A 24,472-nucleotide genomic window follows, 5' to 3' on the forward strand; every position below is an offset into this window, starting at 1 on the left:
CCCCTTTTTTGTAATTATTATAACTTATTTTAAACCCCTTTGAAATATCCTAAAAACCCTAAAATACCAGCTCCTATTAACAGACTATCTCTACCTAATTTTGATGAATAAAAGAAAATCTTACCCCTCAAATTATTAAATATATGGTTTTCTACTTTTTCTTTTAAAATTTTTGTAATCATATCAAGAATATTTTTATTTATAAACATATTACCAGAAATACATACAGCTTCAGGAGCCAATAGATGTATAGCATTTGCTAACGAAACACCTAAATAATTAAAAGTTCTCTCCAGAATTTCATTTTCCTTTTTATACAAAAATTCCTTCAGAACGTTTTCAAAATCGTTCTCATAACCAAAATCCTTAACTATTTTAGAAAGGGAGGCATAAATTTCCAAACAACCAGAATTACCACACCAACACTTCTCACCATTTTCTTTAATAGTAGTATGACCAATTTCACCTTCGATACCTTGAAAACCTTCCAAGATCTCTCCTTTATAAAATATTCCAAGTCCAATACCTTTTTCTAATAATAGATAAAAAAACGTATTATACCTACCAGCATCCCCATACCAATTTTCAGCTATTAATCCCACATTAGTATCCTTTTCTATATATATAGGTTTTCTATAATATTTCTCTAAAAATGATACAATCTCGAAGTTTTCCCAATTTAAACTTACAGAAAGAATAACCTTTCCATTTTCCCTATCAATTATTCCTGGTACTGAGAGAAAAATAGCAATTATTTTTTCATTATATTTCCTATAAAGAGGATCTATGAGCTTTAATAAATCTTCTTTAGCATCTATCTTGTATGATATACTTTCCTCAATTTCTCCTTTTGCATTAAAAATAGCAGATCTTCCCTCCATACCACTAAGATCTACTGAGAGCACTTTCAAATCTGGATTTATAGTTAACTTAGTAGGCCTTCTTCCTCTCTCTGTCTCCACTTTTCCTACTTCTATTATTATTTTCTTTTTAATAAGATCATCTACTATCTCTGAAATAGCAGTCTTTGTAAGATTAGATATTCGAGCAAGTTCAGCTCTTGATTTTGGTCCTGTTCTCATTAATATTTCAAGAATAAGATTTTTGTTATATGTTCCAATATATTCAGGAGTTCTCCCTTTCTTCATACTACTTCTCTCCTTTTTGTTAAACTTAATATTAAATTCATTAAAATTTTAACATAAAAATTTTTCTTTCCAATTGTGATATAATTATCCTACTAAAAACTAAAAAGGTGGTGACAATTAAAATGAAAAAGATAGCTATTTTCATCATATTATCAATAATCACTCTTCTAAACAGCATTTATGCAATTCAAACCATATCAGTGTCCATTCCTCCCATAGGTAGCATCTTAAAATATATTGTAGGTGAAAAATGGAAGATAGAAGTACTTTTACCCCAAAATACAAATCCTCATCTTTTTGAGCCAACCCCAAACACCATGAAAGCCATAGAAAACTCTAAACTTATAATAATAAATGGTGGAGATGTAGATCTATGGGCAATGAAACTTATTAATACTAAACAAAAAGATCTTCTCATAATAGCGGATAAGATTAAAAACAAAGACGATAACCCCCATTATTGGCTTGATCCTCTCATGGTAAAAGAGATAGCACAAGCCATTTACGAAAAATTAAGAAGTATTGATCCCCAAAATCAAGCTTATTATCAAAATAATTTAAAAATTGTGGAGAGGAATATCCAAGAAATTGATAATTATATAAGAAAAAGTTTATCTCCCTATAAGAAAAGGGAGATCATAGCATATCATCCCTCTTGGTATTACTTTTATAAAAGATATGATATCAAAGTATTGAGCTATATAGAGGAAGGAGAGGGAAAAGAGCCCTCCTTGAAAAAGATTCAAGAGATCATAAATATTATTAAAAAACATAAGATTAAATACATTGTAAAAGAACCTTTTATTAATTTACCAGTGATAAGAACAATACAAAAAGAAACAGGAGTAAAAGTAGTAGACATGGATCCTATAGGTTTCAATAAAGATTATTTTTTCTTAATAAAAGAAAATACTAATATTTTGAGAAATATATTTTATGAACAAAATCGTTGAAATAAAGAATCTGACTTTTTATTACAATAATGATAACATATTAGACAACATAAATTTAGAGGTAGATGAAGGAGAATTTTTAGGTATTATAGGTCCTAATGGGGCTGGAAAATCTACCCTTTTAAAACTAATAGTTGGCATATTAAAACCTCAATATGGGAAAATAATTTTATTTGGAAAAGAAATAGATAATATTACTTATGAAAAAAAATTTGTTGGATATGTACCTCAAAAACCTGATATAGAAAAGTATCTACCCTTAAAAGTAAAAGACATAGTTGCCTTTGGAAGAAGAATCTTTAGAGACTGGAAAGCACTTAACAAAGAAGACCATGAAATAATTAATAAAATAATGGAAAAGTTAGAGATCAAAGAATATGCAGATAAAATATTTAGAGAACTTTCGGGTGGACAACAACAAAGAGTATTAATTGCAAGAGCTTTAGTTCAAAACCCTAAAATTCTCCTTTTAGATGAACCAACAGTAGGTGTGGATATAAAAACTCAATATAGCTTTTATAGAATTCTTGAAGAGCTAAAAAAACAAAAGATCTCTATTATTTTAGTAACCCACGATATCGGAGCTATTACTAATAAGGTGGATAAATTTGCATGTCTAAATAGAAAGTTGTATCTTCATGGATGCCCTGAAGAAATTAAAATACACAGGGCATTAAAAGAAATATATGGTGAAGAATTTATATATTTAACTCATAAGGAGGATTAATTTTGGATATTTTTCAATATTCTTTTATGCAAAAAAGTATTTTAGCTGGCATATTTATAAGTATAATTACAAGTATTATAGGCATCTATATTCTCTTAAGAGGGATAACCTTCATGGGGGCAGGAATAAGTCATGCGGTATTTGGAGGATTAGCTTTAGGTTATCTACTCAATATAAACATGACCTTAACATCTATAATATTTACCATAATAATAATATTAAGTATGCCCTATATAACTAAAAGATCAAAATTAAAAGCAGACGTACCATTAGGTATTTACTTTTCCTCTTCCATGGCTTTAGGAGCATTGCTTCTAAGTTTTCATAAAGGTTACACAACTGATCTTTTTAGTTTCCTTTTTGGAAGTATTCTCTCTATAGGAGACCAGGATCTTTTTCTAACAATTATATTTACAATTTTTCTTTTGTTCTTTTCTTATAAAAATTATTGGAAGATTTTATTTATTATCTTTGACGAAGAATCTGCCAAAGCCTCTGGAATAAATACAACCCGTTTAGAAACCTATATCTTAATCCTCACCGGTATAGCTATTGTACTTATAAGTAAACTTGTTGGCATTATCTTATCTTCAGCTTTAATTATTATTCCTGTAGCCACTTTAATACCTTTTATAAAAGACATAAAAAAATTAGCAATGTATACCATATTATTTACCTTTTTAAATATCTTATTGGGATTAATAATTTCCTACCACTTTGATACACCTTCTGGCTCCACCATTGTTATGCTTGGAACTCTTGTTTTCTTTATCTCCCTATTTTTTTCAAAAAAATAAAATTACCTATAAGTTTCTTCTTCTGCCTTCTCAAATATTTTTTTAAGCAAAGTCTCTTCTATTACCTCTGCTGCAGCTCCTATAGGTCCTGTTAAGCCCCCTAATTTAGTTGTAATTATCTCTGGTATAGGAGGAAAAGCATGAAGATTTACAACCCTCTTTACAGGCTCCAAAAGAAGATCCTCCGCTTTGGAAAGTCCTCCAGCGATTATAACAATTTCAGGATTTAGTATATTTATAAGATTAGCAATACCTATACCTAAATAAGTTCCAAGCTCCTCAAAAATATTAAGGACAAATCTATCCCCAGATTTCCCAGCCTCAATGATCTCATCTAAAATCTCATCTCTACTTTTATTTTCCAAATTTACCCTTGTATATGCATTTTTGTGAATACCCTCTAATATTTTTTCATAAAGCACCTGAGTTGAAACATAACTCTCTAAGCATCCATAACTTCCACATTTACATTTATTTCCATTTTTCTCTATAATTATATGCCCAAATTCTCCAGCTCTATCATCAGGTCCTCTATAAATTTTACCGTCAAGCACCAAGCCTGCACTCACACCACTTCCCACCCTTACACATATGAGATTATCCTTACCAATACCAGCACCATACCAAAGTTCTCCATAAGTGACAGCTTTTACTATATGCTCAATAAAAATAGGTACTCCTTCTATGTATTTAGAAAGATATTCTTTTATTTTTACATTTCTCCATCCAAGATTTGGTGAAAACAAACACACTCCTTCCCTTCTGTTTATTGTGCCAGGTACAGCTAACCCAACCCCAATAATATCCTCCTTATTTACCCCATCAATCAAGGAACGATATATACTAACTACTCCATTCAAAACCCTATCTACATCATTGTCATATAAGGCAATACTCTCTTTTCTCAAAACTCTCCCAGAAAGAGCCATTAATATGCCTGTAATCTTATCCTTCTCTATCTCTATTCCTATAGGATAATAACCCACCTCATTAAGAGTAAGTTCTATAGGACGTCTGCCAACTTTTGTTACCTGGGCAGGACTTTCCTTTATTATCCCCACACTTATTAGGTTTTCCACAATACTAGATACCGCAGAAGGACTTAATTTTGTAATCTTAGAAATATCATAACGAGATATAGGCCCCATTCTCCTTATGGTATCAAGTACTAAAGATATATTAGCAATCCTCATACTTTTTATATTAACAGGTTTCAACTTCCCTTGACCTCCAATAAAAAAATTTTTTTTACCCTGAAAAATTATATTATTTTTCATAGATCAAAGTCAATAAAAATAAATATAATTCAAGAATTATAAGAAGATATTAAAGGAATATCTTTTTACATCTGTATTATTTAACTTAAACGTAAAAATTATCCATTATGATAATATATTAGGAAGAAAGGAGGTAAAAAAATGGAAGAAAGGATTTTATTGGAAATTCAGAGAAACGAAATAACCGAACACAATATATATAAAATTCTTTCAAAAGGGTTAAAAGATGAAAAAAATAGGGAAATACTTTTAAAAATATCTCAAGATGAGTATGCCCACTACAACGTACTAAGGAAAATAACCCAAAAAGATCTAAATCCTAATAAATTTAAGCTCTACCTGTATCTCTTTCTTACAAAAATTTTTGGTTTTACTTTTGTACTCAAAATCATGGAAAAAGGAGAGGACAAAGCAATAGAAAGCTATAGAAAAATTATTAATAAGTATCCACAAATTAATGAAATTCTTGATGATGAAAAAGAACATGAACAGAAATTATTAACCACCTTAGATGAAGAAAGATTAAACTATATTGGATCAATGGTTCTTGGATTGTCAGATGCCTTAGTAGAACTTACAGGTACCTTAGCAGGTTTAACCTTTGCCTTTCAAAATACAAAGCTTATATCCATATCTGGATTAATAACAGGAATTTCAGCTTCACTATCAATGGCAGGATCAGAGTATCTATCTACAAAAGCAGAATCTTCTGAAAGAAATCCTTTGAAATCTGCAATAATCACTGGAATAACATATATCATGACAGTTTTAATTTTAATCCTCCCCTACTTAATAACACAAAATTATATACTTGCTTTAATTTTAGCTCTTTTCTTTGCAGTCATTTTAGTTGTAATCTTCAATTTTTATATATCAGTTGCAAAGGACTATGAGTTTAATAAAAGATTTTTAGAAATGACAATTACTATCTTTTCTGTATCCTTTATAAGTTTCTTAATAGGGCTTTTTGTCAAAAAGGTTTTAGGAATCAATATAGATTAAGAAGGGGAAGCTTATAGCTTCCCCTTAAGATAATACCCCTACTTTTCTCCCACATCTATTTGCTACACAATATTTTTCTTTAAAATGTTTTATAAACTCATCTTTAAAATATCTAATTGCAGAAACTACAGGAAGATGTACCGATTGCCCTAATGGACAGAATGACGTATCTTTCATTACAAGACTAATATTCACCATTTCATCTATATCCTCTTCAGAACCCTCTAAATTAGCAAACCTATTTATTGTTTCCACCAATCTCTTAGTACCAACCCTACAAGGAGTACACCTACCACAAGATTCATGCTCAAAAAACCTCAAAATACTCTTCAACATATCTACAATACATGCTGTTTCATTCATAACTAATATAGCCCCAGATCCAAGAACTGCTTTATATTCCTTTAAGTTTTCAAAATCCATCTTAACATCAAGCATCTTCTCCCCTAAAAAGGCACCAGCTGCTCCTCCCACCAATGCACACTTAAACCTTTTCCCATCCTTTATCCCGCCACCATATTGGAAAATTATCTCTCTCAAAGAAGTACCCATCTCTACCTCTATAAGGCCTGCATTTACTACATCTCCCAAAATGGTATAGACCTTAGTACCTGGACATTTTTCTGTTCCAAACTGTCTAAACCATTCAGCTCCGTTCCTTACAATATCAGGAATATTAGCCAATGTTTCTACATTGTTCACTACAGTTGGCTTATTTCTTAATCCCTGAGAAACAGGATAAGGAGGCTTTATTCTTGGTACTCCTCTTTTACCTTCCAAAGATTCTATTAAAGCTGTTTCTTCTCCACAAATATAAGCACCTGCTCCCTTCCTCACCTCTATATCAAAGGAAAAATTACTACCAAGAATATTATCTCCAAGAAGTCCATAATCTTTTGCTGTTTGGATAGCTTTCTGCATACGATCTATGGACAATTTATATTCCCCTCTAATATAAATATATCCCTTTTTAGCTCCTACCGCATAACCAGCAATAGCCATAGCTTCAACTATTCTATAAGGATCACCTTCTAAAATTAATCTATCTTTGAAGGTACCAGGTTCTCCTTCATCAGCATTACATATAACATATTTTTCATCTGCAGGAATTTTATAAGTAAATTCCCATTTCAAACCTGTAGGAAAACCTGCTCCTCCTCTACCTCTAAGTCCTGAATCTTTAACCAATTTTATTACATCTTCAGGTTTCATTTCAAAAATAGCCTTAGTTAGGCCATCAAATCCATCAGAAGCTATATATTCTTCTATACTCTCAGGATTTATCACTCCACTATTTTTAAGTACAATCCTTACTTGTCTCTTGGTTAACCCAACCTCTTCCTTTACTACTACTGATGGGGTAGTAATGTTTTCCATCATAAGTCTTCTTAAAGGTCTTCCTTTTACAAAATGTTCCTCCACCAATTCTGGAATATCTTCCGGTTTTACATTGCCATAATAAACTCCTTCAGGATAAACCAGCATTACTACCCCTTTCCCTATAACTCCAAGAGGACCTGTTTCAATTACTCCAACTTCTTTATCAATACCCCTTTTTCTTAATTCATTTATCAAGGCTTCTTCTACAGCTTTTGCTCCTGCTAACAAAGTGTTTGCATCTATGGATATCAAAACATGACTTCTTACTATACTCATAAATTCCCCCTCTTTTCCTCCAAGATTTTATCAATCTTCTCAAAAGTAAGATTTCCATAAACATCATCATTAATCATCATAGCAGGAGCTACCGCACATACCCCAATACAGCTTGTAAGTTCCAAAGTAAAAAGTCTATCAGGAGTAGTTTCTCCAACCTTTATCTTCAATTTTCTCTCTAAATATTCTAAAAGGGACTCAGACCCAACTAAATGACATGGGGGTGAATCGCACAATCTTATCACATATCTTCCCCTCGGTTTTAAACTAAACATGGAGTAAAAAGATGCCACACCTTCCACATAGCTCACAGGAAGATCTAAATATTCTGCACATAGTTTTATATCTTCTGGAGTTAAATAATTATAAGGATTACTATCTTGGAGAGCATGAAGAATCTCAATAATATAATCAGGGTTTTTAGGAAAACTTTTCAGAATTTCTTCTTTCGTTTTCATATTTTACAACCCCCAAATTTTTGTTTCCTTCTAAATAGTGTAAAATATAACGATTTAATCTGTCAATAACTTTCCTCTATCGTCTTCTCTTTTATAATCTCTACCATAATTTCAGCTATTTGAGGATCAAACTGCTTTCCCTTATTTTTCTCTATCTCTAAAATAGCCTCCTCAAAAGTCATCGCTCTTTTATAAGGTCTTTCACTGGTCATAGCATCAAAAGCATCAGATGTTGCAATAATCCTTGATTCTAATGGAATTTCATATGCGGATAATCCATAAGGATATCCTAACCCATCCCACCTCTCATGATGATATCTAATAATTTCTGCTAAATCTTTAAATTCTTCTACCTGTTTTAATATTTCCTCACTTTTAATGGGGTGTATTTTTACAATTTCAAATTCCTCGGGTGTTAATCTTCCATTTTTATTTAAAATACTTTGAGGAACATAAATCTTACCTATATCATGTAATAATGACGCCCAATATATCCTCTTAATTTTTTCCGCAGATAAATTAAGCTTTTCTGCAATCTTTACTGCATATTTAGCAACCCTTTCAGAATGTCCTTGTGTATATTTATCGTAGTATTCAAGAGTCTTAACAAGAAGAGCTACCATCTTGCTTAAATAAACCTCTCTTTCTCTAATATGTACTCTTATACCATAAAATGCTGAAATAATATCTCCAAACTTTTCAAACATTTGCATATCCTTTTTCTCAAAGGAATATGTACTTTCCTTTGGAATAACACAAGCTAAACAACCATATACTTTTCCTTGCCATTTAAGAGGGTATAAAAGCATCTCTTTAATATTTATATTTTTTAAAAAACCTGGCTCTCTTATTAAGGTAATATTTTGTATATTCAAAATGTTATTATTCTCTTCCTTTGAAATTAATAATCCTTCCAAATTATTATAATATCCATTTATGGCTAAAATCCTTAAACAATCCATATATTTATCAAAAAATATTCCATAAGTATTTTTATCCAAGAGGAAAACAGTAATCTGCAGTACTCTTTTTACAAAATCATAATCCTTCAAATTTATGTTTGAAAAATCGGCAATATTTCTTATAAAAAATTCAAATTTATCAACCTGCTCTCTAAGTTCATCATGAGCTCTCTTTAATTCTTCTGTAGCTTTTCTTACTCTAAAAGAGAGAATTCTATTATATGAAAGTGCAAGTAATAATACGAAAAGTCCAATAGTTACAATATATAGAACAACCTTTGGAAAATATGGGGGAAATTCTTTTTTAAATGAATATTTTTCTAATAATCTATCCATATCTTCTTGGGGAATTTTTGATAATCCATCATTTATTGTAGATATAATATGATTTTTTAAAGAGGCTACATAAAGATAGTTTGAACATATTACAGGACCTTTAAAAAACTCATAAATCAGATCATGTTTGACCAAATAATAGAGGGCAGGTGGATCATCCATAACAAATACCTTTATTTCACCCTTTTTAGCAGAAAGGATTATATCAGAATAATTACTATAAAATCTAAAATTGACATGAGGATTTTGCAATAATAAGAACTCTATTAAAGCGTCGCCTCTTTTTACTCCCACAATAAAGGGTGTAACATCCTTTGGATAATTTATCTTTGGTATACTTTTATGATAATAAATACTTGATGTAATCTTAAAAGTTGGTTTAGAAAAAATCAAATATTTTTCCCTTTCAGACGTTTTGAATATAACATCAATTGCATCAACTTCGCCCTTTAAAAGTAAATTTTGTGCCTTAATCCATTCTTTTGGAATAAGCTCTATTTTTATTCCTGTCTTCTTACTCCATATCTTCCAAAATTCTACCAATATTCCTACTAGATTTCCTTTCTCATCAATGTATGTAAATGGAGGATAATCTTTATCTGTAACAATTTTTATAGAATTATTAGAAGATATGGGGGATGCAATGAGGTACAATATTAATAATGCAAGAAGACATTTAAAAACTTTTAACTTCATATTAATCTTAATTTTATCATATTTATGCTATAATTTTACCATGAAAATATGAATTTACTGCTAATATCTATAGCTCCAGGAATTGCCATCTCTTGGTATGTATATCATAAAGATAGATGGAATAAAGAACCATCAAAAACTATAATTTATGCATTTATATTAGGAGCCCTCGTATCTTTTCCATCTGCGTTTTTAGAAGTTGTTATAGATTTACTCAATTTATTTAAACCATACAGAGATTTAGCCTCCCTTTTTATATATACATTTTTCGGAATTGCACTTATAGAAGAAGGAGCAAAATACTACGTCATTTATAAATTTATCTATCCCAAAGAAGAATTTGATGAACCCTTTGATGGAATTGTTTATTCAGTAATGGTTGGTATGGGATTTGCCACAGTAGAAAACATATTCTACGTCATACCAGGAGGATATGTGGTAGGTTTTACAAGAGCTTTTTTAGCTGTACCTGCCCATTTTGTTATGGCTCTTTTTATGGGATATGCCTTTGGACTTGCAAAATTTGGTGTTAAGCCTGAAAAATATTTAACACAGGCATTATTCTACCCAGTTTTCTGGCATGCACTTTACGACTTTTTAATTTTAACAAATATATGGTATCTCTCCATCCTTATTCTACCCATTGTATATATAGTGGGAAGGTGGATATGGAAAAGAGGACAAAGGTTGGTTATAACTGAAAAAGGGGAGGAAAATAAATATGATTAAAGCAATACTCTTTGATCTTGATGGCACCTTACTATATAGTGATTTAGAATTATTTACCAAACATTATTTCTCTATGTTAAGAGAAGAATTTAAGAAAATAGGAGATGCAGATTCTTTATTTAAAAGTTTAAATATAGCGGTAGCGAAAATGATGCAAAATAAAGGGCCCAAATCTAATAATGACGTATTTTGGGAAGAATTTGAAAAATTAGTAAACAAAGATAGAAATATTATGGAAGATTTTTTTAATAACTTTTACATGGAAAAATTTCCAAAATTAAAAGATATGGTAAAAGCCAGACCAAATCCATACGCAAAAGAAGTTATTGAGAAGGCATTTGATTTAGGTCTCAAAGTAGTAATAGCCACTAATGCAGTTTTTCCACTAATAGCTATAAGGGAGAGATTAAGATGGGCAGAAATAGATAATTTTAATTATGACTTAATAACCTCTATGGAAATTATGCATGCCTGCAAACCATTTCCCGAATACTATAAGGAAATCTTGGAAAAAATAGGAGAAAAGCCAGAAAAAACCATAATGGTTGGAAATGATTTACAAGAAGATCTTTCTGCTAACTTCTTAGGTATTATTACTTTTCTAACCAAGGACGGACAAATATTAAACGAAGATAAATCAAAGTATACTCCTGACATTATAGGAAAAATGGAGGATCTTTTAGATATTCTTCCTCTACTTTCTAAATAAGACCTTTTGTTTTATAATATTTTTGTATTTGTTTTCTCACAAAATAAGGGAGGTGACAGTTTTGTTAAGCAAGATTTTAATCATTCTATTTGGTATTATCTGTATTGGATTAGGCCTGTGGGGGCTCATAGTTTGGTGGTCCTATTTTTTGAAGGCTTTAATGGCTGGGGTGCCAATATTTTTAGTTTTCTTAGGAATAATTTTGCTTATTTTCGGATATACAGAATTAAAAACTATACTTTCGGAAAAAAGGGAGAAGAGAGGATAACATATTAAAAAGAGGGGGAATTTTTGCCCCCTCTTTTTCTAATACCCAGCTTCTTTATCTACCACATTAATCATCCTTTTCACATTAGGATACTCTTTCAGATTCTTCAAAAATATCTCCACTAACCTTTCATCATAATAAGGAGTCATTCCTGCAATATGCGGTGTTATAATTACATTCTCCATATCCCATAATGGGCTATCATTAGGTAAAGGTTCATCGTAAAATACATCAAGTAGCGCACATTGTATTTTACTTTCCTCTAAAGCCTTTATTAAAGCCTTTTCATCTACTGTTCTACCTCTCCCCACATTAACAAAAATAACATTATTTTTCATTTTATTAAATTCTTCTTCAGAAATAAAATTTTCCGTTTCTTTAGTAAGAGGTAGTACTGTCACAATAATATCTGAATCATTCAAAAGCTTATCTAAATCTTGAAAAGTTAATAACTCATCAGATTGTATTTTTACATTCTCTTTTTTCTTTTTAAGCCCTATAACCCTTATATCAAAACATCTAGCAATTCTTCCTATCTCTTGTCCTATATTACCGTAACCAATTATACCCATAGTTTTTCCAGTAAGTTCATCACACCACTCTATTTCATCTTTATTCCACCTTTTCTCTGTTTTTCCTTTTATTGCCACATTTATCCTACGAGTCCATGAAAGAATTAAACCAAAAACATGTTCAGCAATAGATTTCGGATGAACCCCACTAGCAGAAGTCAAGATTACATAAGAGTTAATAATATCATCATAAAGCATATGATCTACACCCGCAGATGTTAATTGTATCCACTTTAAATTTTTAGCTTTCTTGAACTCTTCTTTATTTAATCCCCAACCAAAGAATATATCCGCCTCTTCAATATTATCAGTTATTTCAACATTTCGACCAAGAGATAAGATTTTATTAATATGCTCTTTTTTTAATGAATACCTAACATAAATTTTCATAGAAACCTCCTTTGAAAAAGAATATTATTTTATGATATAATCTTACCACTATGGACTTATACCTTTATAATACTTTAACAAAGAAAAAAGAAAAGTTTGAACCAATAAATCCACCCTATGTTGGAATGTATACTTGTGGTCCTACAGTTTACAACTACGCCCACATAGGAAACCTAAGAACCTATGTTTTTGAGGATATTTTAAAAAGAGTATTTATTTATAACGGATATATAGTTACTCATGTAATGAACATAACTGATGTGGGACATCTTACTTCTGATGCTGATGAGGGAGAGGATAAGATTGAAAAGGAAGCAAAAAAGGAAAGAAGAAGTGCATGGGAAATTGCAGAGTTTTACACCAAGGCTTTCAAAAGAGATTTGAAAAAATTAAATATTTTGGAACCTACTATCTGGTGTAAGGCAACAGATCATATACTTGACTTTATAGAACTTATAAAAATCCTTGAACAAAAAGGCTATACCTATAGGATATCTGATGGTATATATTTTGATACCTCAAAGGTACCTGACTATGGTAAATTAGCGGGACAAGATTTAGAAGAGCTCTTACCAGGAGCAAGAGTGGAATTTAATCCTGAAAAAAGAAATCCTACTGATTTTGCTCTATGGAAATTCTCTCCTAAGGATGTAAAAAGGCAGATGGAATGGGATTCTCCATGGGGAGTAGGTTTCCCTGGATGGCATATTGAATGCTCAGTTATGTCTACAAAATATTTAGGACAACCCTTTGATATCCACTGTGGTGGTGTGGATCATATTCCTATTCATCATACAAATGAAATAGCACAGTCTGAAGCTGCATATGACAAGCCTATGGCTAAATATTGGTTGCACGGAGAATTCCTCATAATGGGAGAAAAGAAAATGGCAAAATCCGAAGGTAATTTTCTTACATTATCAGATTTGGAAGAAAAGAGTTATCATCCCTTAGCATATAGATATTTTTGTCTTACCGCTCATTATAGAAGTCCTTTAAGATTTACATGGTCAGCTCTTGAAGGAGCACAAAGAGCTCTAAATAGACTTTATGAAAATATGAAAAGATATCCCAAGTTAGAAGCTGATTTTGATAAAGAGTATGAAGAAAGATTTCATCAAGCCATAAATGATGATTTAGATATGCCAAAAGCACTTGCCATTTTATGGGAACTTGTGAAAGATGATAAAATAGCACCCGAGGTTAAGAGAGCTACAATTATTCAATTTGATAAAGTATTCGGATTATCCTTAGATAACCCTCCAGAAGTTAAAATTGAAGTACCTGAAGAAATTTGGCAACTTTTAGAAGAAAGAGAAAAAGCCAGAAAGGAAAAAAATTGGGAAAAAGCTGACAAAATTAGGGAAGAAATAAAACAAAGAGGTTATATAATAGAGGATACACCTCAAGGACCAAGAATCAAAAAAGCTACAATCCTTAATAAATAATTTTTATTTCTTTTCTTTATCTTTATACATTCTTTCATCAGCAATCTCTATTAATTCATCTAAGGACTTGCTATCTTCAGGGTAAGAGGCTATACCAAAGCTAAACCCTAAACTAATGCCATCAATATTTGAAAATCTTTCTTTAAAATCACGAAGGGTTCTTTTCATTATTTTCTCTGCCATTTCTCTTGTTGTATTTATAAGAATAATACAAAACTCATCTCCTCCAAATCTTATAATTACATCCCCAGATCTAAAATTATTTTTAAAAAATTCTACTACTTCTCTTAGTATTTGATCCCCTACATCATGACCAAATTTATCATTAACATCCTTAAAGTTGTCCATATCAACAAAGACAAGAGAAAAAGAAATATTTTTATTTACTAATTCTTCGAAAGTAACATCTAAATATCTTCTGTTATAGGTTTGAGTTAAAACATCCAAATAAGCTATCTCCTTCATAATATTTCTTTCTATTAACAACTTTTCTTCTCTTATCTTGATTTTATCTATCATATTTTTAAAAGTCCTCATAAAATCGCCAATTTCGTCTTTTCTATGAATATCAAAATCCACATCATAATTTCCCAATTCTATTTCCCTTGCTATTAGTACTAACTTTTCAAAAGGTCTCATTATATAGGAAGTTAGAAATTGGGAAATCAAAAGAGATGATATTAATATAAAAAGAGTGAATGATATAAGCATTATTAAAAATGATCTATACATTAAATATATAATCTTGCTCTCTTTTTCTATATGAACCAATATGTTTTCATTTAAAGGAATCTCAATATGATAGGATGGATACTCATAATAATTTCTTAACTTTTCTTCTCTAACATCTCCTATATTTAAAACCGTTATTTTAGCCTCTAAAAAACTCTCCCATACTCTAATTATCTCTTCATCTATAGGTTTTGAAAACAACAAATATGCATCATAAAAATATCTTTTATCATCACTCATTACCGGGCCTACAGCACATAGAAACACCTTTCCTCTATAAGAATAGAAGAAAACTTCCACCTCTTTTCCTTTTTCTTTTAGAAAATCTTTTGGGATATTATGGAATGAAGAAGTGATAATTTCTCCATTTTTTGTAAAAAGAACCACATCATATTTAAGGGTTTTCTTAACCCATGGATTAATATTTGCCTCTAAAAACTCCTTGTCTCTTCTCTTAACCCCTTTTTCTCCCAAATCCCTCCAATAAATATAATCGGATATATTAATAATTAGAATATTCTTTTCTTCTTCCACCAATTTACTAAATAAGACTTGGATATTTTTAATTTCTTTGTTTACACTTTCCCTAAAAACGTTTTTTACAAGCAGTATATCTCCGAGGATAAGAACAAAGGAAATAAAAAGATTAACAACTACTAAAATCAATACTATTTTAGTTCTCAGCCTTATTTTCTTTATCCTCCTCCTTTACCATATTGAATAGATTATATCATAAGTTTTTGTTAAAATATTCATGAAGGAGAGGTGGCCGAGTGGACGAAGGCGCTCGCCTCGAAAGCGAGTAGGCCGGCAAAGCCTCGTGGGTTCGAATCCCACCCTCTCCGCCATATTTTTTAATTACCATTAAAACGATTGTCTAAACAGATCTCTTATTGTAAAATATTTTAAAAACTAATAATAGGGAGGTAAAAATTATGCCCTTTGTAGATCATCGTTCTCAAAAGATAAGAAGGAATAAAGAGGAACTTCTTAAACATCTCCAAACCTTCAAATTAGATCTTAAATTTTCAGTGGGTATCTGGTACTTCACTCCTGGTGGTGGCAGATTCCATGAACCTTATGTAGAACAAAAAAGTATTCCAGAAAGAATAGAAATGGCTGCTGAAATGGCTAAATATGGAGTGAAGGGAATAGAAGCTCACTATCCTGCCGAAGTCAATGAAGAGAATCTTCATCTTTATAAAAAACTCGAAAAGGAAACTGGAATAAGACTTGTTGCTGTTCCATTAAGTCTTTTCTACGATAAAATATTTGAATTTGGTTCTCTTTCTAATCCTTACGAAAAATATCGTAAGGTAGCCTATGAAAGGTTAGTAAAAGGTTTAAAATTGGTGAAGGAAGCTAACGCAGATATATGTATAATATGGCCCGGAATTGATGGATATACTTATTCATATGGACATCTTTACTATCATATGTGGGACACCTTTGAAGAATTAGTAGCCCAAGCTATGGACGAGGTACCAGGAGTACAAATCGCTATAGAACCAAAACCTTATGAACCAGCGCCAAACAATATATATAGAACTACTGCTGATGGAATATTAGCTGCAAGAGATATAGAGTCAAGGCTCAAAAACCCTGAAAATCTCAAACTAATAAATGAAGGACATGCATTAGTAGGTTTAAATCCAGAGGTGGGTCATGTCAGAATGGGATTTGAGGATCTTCCTTATGCTTATGCCAGAGTTGCAAGAGAAGGTAGACTATTCCACACTCACTGGAACAGCCAACCTCTCGGAAACTATGACCAAGACTTAAATGTAGGAGTAGTTGACTGGGATTCTACAGAAGCATTGCTTTATACTTTAAAGATGGTAGGTTATCAAGGGTATTTTGGAATTGATATAAATCCTGAAAGAATGCCTGTACAAAAAGCAATAGAAATCAATACAAAAGTCCTTAACATTATGAATGAGAGGATTGAAAGATTACCTCACGAAAGAATTATTGAGTGTTACTTTGACCCAGAAAATCACAGAGGCGAATTAGAATTAATCTTAGCAGAAAACCACAAATAAGAGAATCCTTTTTAAGAGGGGAGAAGTATTTCTCCCCTCTTTTTTAACCTATGGTCAAAAAATTATAAAATAACTCATATTTAAAAATTTTTTGGTAAAAAAAATCCTTATATCTCAGTTTTTTCCCTTTGAACTATATATTGAGTTGTGATATAAATATAACTACAATATTTAGTGGGGGTATAGGAATGAGATGTCCATTTTGTAATTATGAAAATACTTCTGTCATTGATACAAGAGAAATAGAAGATCAAAGAGTAATAAGAAGAAGGAGAGTATGTCCAAGATGTAAAGAAAGATTCACCACCTACGAAAGAATAGAAGAAAAACCTATTATGGTAATCAAAAAAGATGGCAGAAGAGAACCTTTCGACAGAAATAAGCTTTTAGCGGGTTTACAAAGAGCAGTAGTTAAGAGAAACATTGATAGCGAAAAATTGGAAACTATTATTGATGAAATTATAGGGGATATAAAGAAACAAGGAGTAAGTGAAATCTCCTCAAAGGAAATAGGAAAAATGGTATTAGAAAAACTAAAAGATTTAGATGCAGTTGCATATGTAAGATTTGCTTCTGTGTATCAAGAGTTTAGTTCATTGGAAGAATTTGCGAAACTTCTTTCTCAAATGAAAAAAGCTTAAATTAATTAGGGAGGTATGAAAAATGATCAGCAGTCTGAATGATCTTATAAAAGAGTACTTAAACAGGGAAGACTGGAGAGTAAATGAAAACTCAAATATGGGATATTCTCTCCAAGGCTTAAACTATTATCTTTATTCTTCTCTTATAGCAAGATATTGGTTAGAAGAAATCTATCCTCCAGAGATAGCAAGGGCTCATCAAAATGGAGATTTTCATATACATGACCTTGGATCTCTTTCAGTATATTGTGTGGGTTGGGATTTAGAAGATCTACTTTTGAAAGGATTTGGAGGGGTAGAAGGAAAAGTCGCCAGCAAACCAGCCAAACATTTCAGAACTGCTTTGGGACAAATTGTAAATTTCATGTTTACACTTCAAGGTGAAGCGGCAGGAGCTATCGCTTTTTCAAATTTTGATACATTGCTGGCTCCTTTTATTGCCTATGATAATCTCACCTATAAAGAAGTAAAACAAGCCATGCAAGAATTTGTTTTCAATCTCAATATTCCAACCCGTACAGGATTTCAGACTCCGTTTACTAATTTAAGCTTTGATTTAGTAGTACCAGAAGATTTAAAAGATAAAAAAGTAATAATAGGAGGAGAAAGAAAAGAAGCTAAATATGGAGAATTTCAAAGAGAGATGGACCTTCTAAATGAAGCTTTTGCAGAAGTAATGATAGAGGGAGATGCCAATGGGAGAATCTTTACCTTCCCTATACCAACTTACAGCATAACAAAAGATTTTCCATGGGAAAAGTCAAACTTAACCAAAATTTGGGAAATGACAGCTAAATACGGTACTCCTTATTTCTCAAACTTCGTTAATTCAGATATGGATCCTTCAGATGTAAGATCTATGTGCTGTAGATTAAGATTAGATAACTCTTTAGTAAGACAAAGAGCCTTAAGTTTTTCTTTAAATGTAAATAATAAAAACGTGGACGAGTTAAAACATAGAGGTGGCGGATTATTTGGAGCCAATCCTCTTACAGGAAGTATCGGTGTGGTAACCATAAATATGCCCAGACTTGGATATTTATCTAAAAATGAAGAGGAATTTTTTGAAAGACTATCTTATCTAATGGATCTTGCAAAAGAAAGCCTTGAAATAAAAAGGAATGTAATAGAAGATCTCACACATAAAAATTTATATCCTTATTCTAAATATTATCTTTCTGGAGTTTATGAGTTAACAGGACAATATTGGGGCAATCATTTTGCCACCATTGGACTTATAGGCATGCATGAGGCATGTGTAAATTTACTTGGAGAAGGTATAGATACTTCAGCTGGAAGGAAATTTGCCATAAAAGTTCTTAAATTCATGAGAGAAAAACTTTTAGAATATCAAAAAGAAACTAAAAATCTTTACAACTTAGAAGCTACTCCCGGAGAAGGTACATCCTACAGATTAGCAAGAATAGATAAGTCAAAATATCCAGATATATATACCTCGGGAGATAAAGAACCCTTCTATACCAATTCTACTCAACTTCCTGTTGATTATTCAGCAGATCCTTTTGAAGTATTGGAACATCAAGATGAGCTCCAAAGTCTCTATACAGGTGGTACTGTATTGCATATATTCTTAGGTGAAGCATTAGAAGATATAGAAATGGTAAAAGAAGCAGTAAAACTTATCACAAATAACTATAGATTGCCATATTTCACACTAACTCCCACCTTTAGCATATGTCCTGAACATGGTTATCTTAGAGGAAATTACGAAAAATGCCCTACTTGCGGAAAAGAAACAGAAGTTTATTCAAGAGTAGTAGGATATTACAGACCTGTCAAAAGTTGGAATAAAGGAAAACAAGAAGAGTTTAAATTTAGAAAAACCTTCAAGTTGACATTAGAGGAGAGGAGAAAACATGAAAATCTCAGGTTACCTGGGATTTAGTCTCATAGATTATCCTGGAAAACCAAGCTTTGTTATATTTACTCAGGGTTGTAACTTTCGTTGTCCCTTCTGTCACAATCCTGAGCTTATATCTACAAGGAAAAAAGGTATTTATTCTGAAGATTTTATAATAGAGGAAATTGATAGGAGAAAAAAAATAATAAAGGGGATTGTAATAACAGGAGGGGAGCCTACCCTACAAGAGGATCTCCCCTCCTTTTTATTTAAATTAAAAAGAAAAAGATATTTCATAAAATTAGATACAAATGGGGCAAATCCTAAAATGCTTATAGAACTAATCAAAGGCAAATTGGTTGATTATGTGGCTATGGACTTTAAAACGTCACCCTCAAAATATGCTATGGCAATAGGACTTCCAGAAGAATTAGCCCAAAAATATGTAAATAAGATAAAAGAATCCTTAAGAATATTAAAAGAAAGTAACATCAACTTCGAGGTTAGAACCACTGTAGTACCAAATGTTGTAGAAAAAGAAGATATTATAGAGATAAAAAATATTATTGAAGACGTGCCTTACTTTTTACAAACCTTCAAACCTGAAAAAACTTTAGATCATAATTATAGAAACCTATCTCCTTACTCCAAAGAATATTTAAAGGAACTCAGTACATTGTCAAAAGGAAATTTAAGATAAATTTTTAAATCTACTATTTTTAATCTCTTTTAGAATTAAAAGCCCAAGAATAGAAGAAATTAATCCCTGCAAGAAATTAACCCTATATCCACCCAAATCAATAGTCATTCCAGAAGTAAAATATGCCAAAACCTGTGCCATAGAAATCACAAGAGTATTAACACCTACAAAACTTCCAGCTTTTCCCTTAGGTATATATTCAAGAATAAGACTATAAGGAATAACCATTAAAGACCCTAAACTAATGCCATAAATTATAGAAGCAATAAAAGCATGAAAAATCCTGTAGGTTTGAGAAAATAAAAAACTGCTCAATCCAAAAAAAAATAAAGAAAAAACAGAAAGTTTTTCTTTAGAATATTTATCAGCAAGAAAACCAGATACAAATGTAGAAAGGGCAGTTAAAATTCCAAAAATAGCAAGTACTACCATATAATCATTAATAGAAGCTGAAAGAGCATCTTGAAAGAATAAAAGAATAAAAGAACTAACAGAAGAAACTCCATACCAAATGGAAAATTGAAGGAAAAATAGTAAAAACCAAAATCTTCCTTTAAAGAGTTCCAAATCTAATTTTAGATTTTCATTTTTACTAACCCCTGATTTCTCAGGTAAAAATAATAGGAAAAAGACAGAAATTAATGTTCCATATTTAAGAAGCTCAAATTTTAGATTAGATGCATGGGAAATTACCACGACGAATATATATAAACCTTGAAAAAATTGAGACATAAAATTTATTATACCTGTAGCACGGGCATATGTATCTCTGGGTATCAGATCGGGAATTAAAGCTTGATAAATAGAAAAACCAGAATAAAAAAATATAAAGAAGAAAGTTATATAAATATATAAACTAGATATATCTTTTACTTTTTCGAGACTATAAACAGAAAAAAGAGATAAGAATAGAAAAAATATTATTAAAATTTTTCTTCCTTTAAGAAAATTCCTAAGTTTATCCGAAATATATCCAATTATCGGAGGTATAACTATACCTATAAGGCTTCCAAGAGAAAGCAATATACCAACCTCTGTCTTCGATGAAACAAATTTATTTACAAAAAATACAAATGAAAAGCTCCTAAAAGCCTGGAAAAAAGAAAAACTAATACCACCTAGGCTTATAAGAACAACGATTTTTATAAATAAACTTAAGCTTATTGCTTCCACAATAAGGTAATTTTACCATCTTTTGCAACTTAAAAAAAATTACTTTATATATACCTCATTTAGTAAATTAGAAATAGCTTCTTTTACTTGTTGAGAAGAAAATCTTTCCACATTTTTGAGTAAATCATTAATTGATTCCTCTATTTCTTCCTTAGAAAGTACCTTTTCTGCAAACTCATATACTACTTTAATTGCTTCTTTCAAAAATGCCCTTAACTCATCCTCTTGAGATTTTGCTATATTTTTATAGAAATAGGGGAAATTAGGCTTAGTTTCAAAAGTGAGATGAGAAAAAAGATGCTTTACATCAGAAAGACTTTCATATATAAATTTATCCCATTCTTTTTTAAATTCCTCTGCCTTTCCTTTCTTTTCCAACTTTATAAGTATATCTTGCCAGAAATTAAAGAAATAGTTTAGAAAATCAAGCTTTAAATTATCTCCTAAAGGTAGAACTAATTTTTTATCCATCACTGATTTTACAAGTTGTAATTTTCTTAGTTCACCAAAAGGTAAAATATCGAGGGTTTCTCTTAGAACTCTTTTTCCTTCAAAGGACCAAAGAACAATATTTTCCTCAATAATTTCGCTATATTTTATAGGTATATAAACCTTTTCCATATAAGGTTCTAATTCCTGACTAAGGAACAGAATCTTTCCAGTATCAATTACATTGTTAACTTCAAGCTTTCTATAACTTTCTATAAAATGGAAAGCATCCTTAACTACTGGGAAGAATTCAGAAATTGGAATCTCCCTTATTAAAGGAAATACATTAAACCATTCTACTTTTTTATCACGAGTTAAAACCTCATAAGCAAGTTTATAGGTAGATGGCATTTTATTTAATGTATCTATCCATTTTTTACGAAAATCTCTTTCATTTTCCTTTTCAAGAGTATAAATAAAATATCTCCAGAAAGTATAAACCCAAAATAGATTTAAGTTTTCGTCTATTCTTAAAAGATTTCTATTTTTTCTAAGCTTTTCAATAATTCTTAATGTCTTCGCTTCACCATATGGAGAATTTAAAATGATTTCCTTTGCAGGTTTAAGTCCATCAAATAATAATCCTACATTTTTCTCTTCATCTGTTAAATTAGCAATATTAATAAATAGGAAGATAAGATCTCCTAAATATTCAATAAGATCAATATCCTTGGATACATCTACAAGAATATGGAGAGGATCTAAATTTAAATTGGTTTTGGGAGCTCTATCATCTGGAAAGAAGGCAAAATTTCCTTCTTTCCATAAGGCAAGCCCTAATATGGCATCATTATCCTCACAGTTTTCTGCTTTTATATGCTTAATTCTACCTTCTTCAAAATAGACGTCAGTTTTTTTAGAACCATGAGTCAACTGTAATCTTCCTGTCTTTCTACTGAAGGATAATATTTCAAGAACCTCCCATAATGAAACGCTTTTCAAATCTCCATTTAAACTCATAGCCCTCTCCTCTTCCTCTTATTTTTTTAAAGGGGAAAGCTGAGAAAACTTTCCCCTTTAACTATTATATCACGGCTTTAAGATAAATTTAAAATTTTTCTTTTTATAAAATTATTTAATATTAATAATCTTTGCTACTAATTCGTATAAGTCAGGAGTAATTTTAAAGGCAGTTTTTCCTTCTACAATCACAAGATCATCAATATAAAAATCAAGTGAAGTATTAGACGGAGCTTCTACATATAAAGTAAGATCAAGGATGGAAACATTAGCAGGAATCTCATAAGTGCCAGAAAGTTCTACCCATTTTCCATTAGGTACGTTATTTTCATGCTTTATCCAATCATATTGAGTATTAGAGTCAGAATCATATTTTCTTTGCATAGTAAGACCTAAATATTGGCTTGATCCAGATTTTTGCAATATCCATACAGATATGCTATAAACCCTTCCTGGTTTCAATATATCTTTTAATTGAATCTGTGCACCATGCCATCCTGCACTTCTTCCAGAGACATATAAACTGTACTTACCTGTATGTGCCTCTTTATCTGTTACTAAGATCTTTACATTATCACCTCTTGCTGTCCATCCTTCCTCTTTGCCACTTTCAAAAGTTGTCAAAACTAAAGCATTAGGAGTATTTGGTACTGAAGCAACCTCTTTCTTAACCTCTTCTACCATCTGAGCTTGTTCTGTAGTAGACATAGGTGCCTTAGCACAGCCGGCAACAAAAAACAATACTATCAATAAAGAACAGATACTAAAGACCCTCTTCATAATAAGTACCTCCCTACTCTATAAATTTTTTAGGAATGGTAGAAATTTAATTTTCATTTTTTATTTTTATTACTAATCCATCAATATAATAGGACAAATCAGCATTAGGAGATTCAACATAAAGCAAAAGTTGGGTTGCATTGGTAGGGACACTATATGAACCCGATAGCTCTACCCATGTTTCATTAGGTACATTCTTTTGCCAGACAATAGTATCATAGTTTATACTTTCATCATTATTCGTTCTTTGCATAGTCAAAGTTATTTTTTGCTCAGATCCAGAGTTTTGATAAACCCATATCCTTATATTGTAACTATTACCAGGTTGTAAATACTGTACTCCATCTCGAGAAAGTAAAGGTATTTGAGTACCATGCCAATTACTACTTCTTCCAGATACAAATAAAGAATAATCTCCATGACTAGCAACACCATATTTCACTTCTATAGATACCCCTGATCCTCTTGGTTGCCAAGATTGAGTGGTTTCGTCCTCAAAACTTGTGCTAACAATTGGAACTTCAATTTGAACTGCATTCGATAGCTTATTACCCTTATCATTATAAGCTTTTATTCTATAAGAATATACACTATTACGGGAAACACTATCATCAATATAAGAGGTCGTGTTGGGTTCTAATCGCGCTATCACTTCATATTGACCACTACCTGTTTTTCTCTCTACTATAAACCCATCTTCATTATCAGAATTATCCTTCCATAGAAGTTCAACTTTTACCTCAGTTAATATGGGATCTACTAATTTAGCAATTAAATTAGAAGGTGCTTCGGGTAGTCCCTCTAATGATGTCCTTGGAGCACAGCCCCCAATTAGAATAAATATACAGAATACTAAACAAAGGACTAATAACTTTTTAAACATTACTTTGCACCTCCCTTTATTTTAAAAAGTTTGTTCAAACCATTTATTAAAATTTAGAAAAGGGAGAAGGGCATAAATTTCCC

23 protein-coding genes and 1 tRNA gene are annotated in these 24,472 nt (G+C 31.2%); 13 read left to right on the top strand and 11 right to left on the bottom strand.

What is annotated here, in order from left to right:
• Nucleotides 1-29 precede the first annotated feature (29 nt).
• Nucleotides 30-1,148, bottom strand: coding sequence for an ROK family transcriptional regulator (locus tag ACY3JO_RS08955; RefSeq protein WP_463084648.1), 1,119 nt, complete (start codon nucleotides 1,146-1,148; stop codon nucleotides 30-32).
• A 122-nt stretch (nucleotides 1,149-1,270) separates the two neighbouring features.
• On the opposite strand from ACY3JO_RS08955, the gene ACY3JO_RS08960 reads away from it, so the two are divergent.
• The 3 genes from ACY3JO_RS08960 to ACY3JO_RS08970 are packed head-to-tail and all read left to right on the top strand — an operon-like array spanning nucleotide 1,271 to nucleotide 3,625.
• Nucleotides 1,271-2,101, top strand: coding sequence for a metal ABC transporter substrate-binding protein (locus ACY3JO_RS08960; RefSeq protein ID WP_463084649.1), 831 nt, complete (start codon nucleotides 1,271-1,273; stop codon nucleotides 2,099-2,101).
• On the top strand, nucleotides 2,085-2,828 hold the full coding sequence (locus ACY3JO_RS08965; RefSeq protein WP_463084650.1) for a metal ABC transporter ATP-binding protein: 744 nt from the start codon (nucleotides 2,085-2,087) through the stop codon (nucleotides 2,826-2,828). The genes ACY3JO_RS08960 and ACY3JO_RS08965 overlap by 17 nt, the downstream gene beginning before the upstream one ends.
• Before the next feature lie 2 nt (nucleotides 2,829-2,830).
• Nucleotides 2,831-3,625, top strand: a complete 795-nt coding sequence (locus tag ACY3JO_RS08970; protein WP_463084651.1) for a metal ABC transporter permease — start codon at nucleotides 2,831-2,833, stop codon at nucleotides 3,623-3,625.
• Nucleotides 3,626-3,627: 2 nt separating this feature from the next.
• On the opposite strand, the gene ACY3JO_RS08975 is transcribed toward ACY3JO_RS08970, so the two are convergent.
• A complete protein-coding gene (locus ACY3JO_RS08975) occupies nucleotides 3,628-4,842 on the bottom strand; it encodes an ROK family protein (protein ID WP_463084652.1) in 1,215 nt (404 codons plus the stop codon).
• Between the two features lie 201 nt (nucleotides 4,843-5,043).
• On the opposite strand from ACY3JO_RS08975, the gene ACY3JO_RS08980 reads away from it, so the two are divergent.
• Nucleotides 5,044-5,904 carry a VIT1/CCC1 transporter family protein gene (locus ACY3JO_RS08980; protein WP_463084653.1) on the top strand — a complete coding sequence of 287 codons (861 nt, stop codon included), beginning with the start codon at nucleotides 5,044-5,046 and terminating at the stop codon, nucleotides 5,902-5,904.
• A gap of 24 nt (nucleotides 5,905-5,928) precedes the next feature.
• Here ACY3JO_RS08980 and nuoF read toward each other — a convergent pair whose 3' ends face one another.
• From nuoF to ACY3JO_RS08995, 3 genes are all read right to left on the bottom strand, one after another.
• On the bottom strand, nucleotides 5,929-7,560 hold the full coding sequence (gene nuoF, locus ACY3JO_RS08985; protein ID WP_463084654.1) for an NADH-quinone oxidoreductase subunit NuoF: 1,632 nt from the start codon (nucleotides 7,558-7,560) through the stop codon (nucleotides 5,929-5,931).
• Nucleotides 7,557-8,018, bottom strand: coding sequence for an NADH-quinone oxidoreductase subunit NuoE (gene nuoE, locus ACY3JO_RS08990; RefSeq protein WP_463084655.1), 462 nt, complete (start codon nucleotides 8,016-8,018; stop codon nucleotides 7,557-7,559). Before nuoE ends, nuoF begins: the two co-directional genes overlap by 4 nt.
• A gap of 62 nt (nucleotides 8,019-8,080) precedes the next feature.
• Entirely contained in the window at nucleotides 8,081-10,012 is a 1,932-nt protein-coding gene (locus ACY3JO_RS08995; protein WP_463084656.1) for an HD domain-containing phosphohydrolase, read from the bottom strand.
• Nucleotides 10,013-10,060: 48 nt separating this feature from the next.
• Here ACY3JO_RS08995 and ACY3JO_RS09000 point away from each other — a divergent pair, with 48 nt between their 5' ends.
• The 3 genes from ACY3JO_RS09000 to ACY3JO_RS09010 all read left to right on the top strand — a co-directional run bounded on the left by ACY3JO_RS09000 (nucleotide 10,061) and on the right by ACY3JO_RS09010 (nucleotide 11,718).
• Nucleotides 10,061-10,741, top strand: a complete 681-nt coding sequence (locus ACY3JO_RS09000) for a PrsW family glutamic-type intramembrane protease (protein ID WP_463084657.1) — start codon at nucleotides 10,061-10,063, stop codon at nucleotides 10,739-10,741.
• Entirely contained in the window at nucleotides 10,734-11,450 is a 717-nt protein-coding gene (locus ACY3JO_RS09005; protein ID WP_463084658.1) for an HAD family hydrolase, read from the top strand. The genes ACY3JO_RS09000 and ACY3JO_RS09005 overlap by 8 nt, the downstream gene beginning before the upstream one ends.
• Nucleotides 11,451-11,511: 61 nt before the next feature.
• Nucleotides 11,512-11,718 (top strand): hypothetical protein, encoded by a 207-nt coding sequence (locus ACY3JO_RS09010; RefSeq protein WP_463084659.1) that lies wholly within the window; start codon nucleotides 11,512-11,514, stop codon nucleotides 11,716-11,718.
• A 38-nt stretch (nucleotides 11,719-11,756) separates the two neighbouring features.
• On the opposite strand, the gene ACY3JO_RS09015 is transcribed toward ACY3JO_RS09010, so the two are convergent.
• Nucleotides 11,757-12,680, bottom strand: a complete 924-nt coding sequence (locus ACY3JO_RS09015; RefSeq protein ID WP_463084660.1) for a D-2-hydroxyacid dehydrogenase — start codon at nucleotides 12,678-12,680, stop codon at nucleotides 11,757-11,759.
• A gap of 50 nt (nucleotides 12,681-12,730) precedes the next feature.
• Between ACY3JO_RS09015 and cysS the strand changes: the two genes are divergently transcribed.
• Nucleotides 12,731-14,128, top strand: a complete 1,398-nt coding sequence (gene cysS, locus ACY3JO_RS09020; protein ID WP_463084661.1) for a cysteine--tRNA ligase — start codon at nucleotides 12,731-12,733, stop codon at nucleotides 14,126-14,128.
• Between the two features lie 3 nt (nucleotides 14,129-14,131).
• On the opposite strand, the gene ACY3JO_RS09025 is transcribed toward cysS, so the two are convergent.
• Nucleotides 14,132-15,526, bottom strand: a complete 1,395-nt coding sequence (locus ACY3JO_RS09025) for a sensor domain-containing diguanylate cyclase (protein ID WP_463084662.1) — start codon at nucleotides 15,524-15,526, stop codon at nucleotides 14,132-14,134.
• A gap of 93 nt (nucleotides 15,527-15,619) precedes the next feature.
• Here ACY3JO_RS09025 and ACY3JO_RS09030 point away from each other — a divergent pair.
• The 5 genes from ACY3JO_RS09030 to ACY3JO_RS09050 all read left to right on the top strand — a co-directional run bounded on the left by ACY3JO_RS09030 (nucleotide 15,620) and on the right by ACY3JO_RS09050 (nucleotide 20,104).
• Nucleotides 15,620-15,708: transfer RNA gene (locus ACY3JO_RS09030), tRNA-Ser, on the top strand.
• A gap of 87 nt (nucleotides 15,709-15,795) precedes the next feature.
• Nucleotides 15,796-16,902 (top strand): TIM barrel protein, encoded by a 1,107-nt coding sequence (locus ACY3JO_RS09035; protein WP_463084663.1) that lies wholly within the window; start codon nucleotides 15,796-15,798, stop codon nucleotides 16,900-16,902.
• Between the two features lie 188 nt (nucleotides 16,903-17,090).
• Nucleotides 17,091-17,543 (top strand): transcriptional regulator NrdR, encoded by a 453-nt coding sequence (gene nrdR, locus ACY3JO_RS09040; protein WP_463084664.1) that lies wholly within the window; start codon nucleotides 17,091-17,093, stop codon nucleotides 17,541-17,543.
• 22 nt (nucleotides 17,544-17,565) lie between these two features.
• Nucleotides 17,566-19,449, top strand: a complete 1,884-nt coding sequence (locus ACY3JO_RS09045) for a ribonucleoside triphosphate reductase (protein ID WP_463084665.1) — start codon at nucleotides 17,566-17,568, stop codon at nucleotides 19,447-19,449.
• Nucleotides 19,421-20,104 (top strand): anaerobic ribonucleoside-triphosphate reductase activating protein, encoded by a 684-nt coding sequence (locus ACY3JO_RS09050; RefSeq protein ID WP_463084666.1) that lies wholly within the window; start codon nucleotides 19,421-19,423, stop codon nucleotides 20,102-20,104. Before ACY3JO_RS09045 ends, ACY3JO_RS09050 begins: the two co-directional genes overlap by 29 nt.
• Here ACY3JO_RS09050 and ACY3JO_RS09055 read toward each other — a convergent pair.
• The 4 genes from ACY3JO_RS09055 to ACY3JO_RS09070 form a co-directional block, all read right to left on the bottom strand.
• Complete coding sequence (locus ACY3JO_RS09055; protein WP_463084667.1) at nucleotides 20,096-21,277, bottom strand: MFS transporter; 1,182 nt, start codon at nucleotides 21,275-21,277, stop codon at nucleotides 20,096-20,098. The genes ACY3JO_RS09050 and ACY3JO_RS09055 overlap by 9 nt on opposite strands.
• Nucleotides 21,278-21,316: 39 nt before the next feature.
• The gene (locus ACY3JO_RS09060) at nucleotides 21,317-22,726 is read right to left on the bottom strand and encodes a DUF4388 domain-containing protein (RefSeq protein WP_463084668.1); all 1,410 of its coding nucleotides are present in this window, start codon (nucleotides 22,724-22,726) and stop codon (nucleotides 21,317-21,319) included.
• A 111-nt stretch (nucleotides 22,727-22,837) separates the two neighbouring features.
• Nucleotides 22,838-23,506, bottom strand: coding sequence for a carbohydrate binding domain-containing protein (locus tag ACY3JO_RS09065; RefSeq protein WP_463084669.1), 669 nt, complete (start codon nucleotides 23,504-23,506; stop codon nucleotides 22,838-22,840).
• A gap of 46 nt (nucleotides 23,507-23,552) precedes the next feature.
• Entirely contained in the window at nucleotides 23,553-24,389 is an 837-nt protein-coding gene (locus ACY3JO_RS09070; protein WP_463084670.1) for a carbohydrate binding domain-containing protein, read from the bottom strand.
• Nucleotides 24,390-24,472: the final 83 nt, after the last annotated feature.

The organism is Dictyoglomus sp. LHC4 (assembly GCF_055181355.1).

Coding starts and splice junctions, on each gene's coding strand:
- ACY3JO_RS08955 (WP_463084648.1), bottom strand. CDS start 1,148: ATGAAGAAAGGGAGAACTCCTGAATATATTGGAACATATAACAAAAAT.
- ACY3JO_RS08960 (WP_463084649.1), top strand. CDS start 1,271: ATGAAAAAGATAGCTATTTTCATCATATTATCAATAATCACTCTTCTA.
- ACY3JO_RS08965 (WP_463084650.1), top strand. CDS start 2,085: ATGAACAAAATCGTTGAAATAAAGAATCTGACTTTTTATTACAATAAT.
- ACY3JO_RS08980 (WP_463084653.1), top strand. CDS start 5,044: ATGGAAGAAAGGATTTTATTGGAAATTCAGAGAAACGAAATAACCGAA.
- nuoF (WP_463084654.1), bottom strand. CDS start 7,560: ATGAGTATAGTAAGAAGTCATGTTTTGATATCCATAGATGCAAACACT.
- nuoE (WP_463084655.1), bottom strand. CDS start 8,018: ATGAAAACGAAAGAAGAAATTCTGAAAAGTTTTCCTAAAAACCCTGAT.
- ACY3JO_RS08995 (WP_463084656.1), bottom strand. CDS start 10,012: ATGAAGTTAAAAGTTTTTAAATGTCTTCTTGCATTATTAATATTGTAC.
- ACY3JO_RS09000 (WP_463084657.1), top strand. CDS start 10,061: ATGAATTTACTGCTAATATCTATAGCTCCAGGAATTGCCATCTCTTGG.
- ACY3JO_RS09005 (WP_463084658.1), top strand. CDS start 10,734: ATGATTAAAGCAATACTCTTTGATCTTGATGGCACCTTACTATATAGT.
- ACY3JO_RS09015 (WP_463084660.1), bottom strand. CDS start 12,680: ATGAAAATTTATGTTAGGTATTCATTAAAAAAAGAGCATATTAATAAA.
- cysS (WP_463084661.1), top strand. CDS start 12,731: ATGGACTTATACCTTTATAATACTTTAACAAAGAAAAAAGAAAAGTTT.
- ACY3JO_RS09035 (WP_463084663.1), top strand. CDS start 15,796: ATGCCCTTTGTAGATCATCGTTCTCAAAAGATAAGAAGGAATAAAGAG.
- nrdR (WP_463084664.1), top strand. CDS start 17,091: ATGAGATGTCCATTTTGTAATTATGAAAATACTTCTGTCATTGATACA.
- ACY3JO_RS09045 (WP_463084665.1), top strand. CDS start 17,566: ATGATCAGCAGTCTGAATGATCTTATAAAAGAGTACTTAAACAGGGAA.
- ACY3JO_RS09050 (WP_463084666.1), top strand. CDS start 19,421: ATGAAAATCTCAGGTTACCTGGGATTTAGTCTCATAGATTATCCTGGA.
- ACY3JO_RS09060 (WP_463084668.1), bottom strand. CDS start 22,726: ATGAGTTTAAATGGAGATTTGAAAAGCGTTTCATTATGGGAGGTTCTT.
- ACY3JO_RS09065 (WP_463084669.1), bottom strand. CDS start 23,506: ATGAAGAGGGTCTTTAGTATCTGTTCTTTATTGATAGTATTGTTTTTT.
- ACY3JO_RS09070 (WP_463084670.1), bottom strand. CDS start 24,389: ATGTTTAAAAAGTTATTAGTCCTTTGTTTAGTATTCTGTATATTTATT.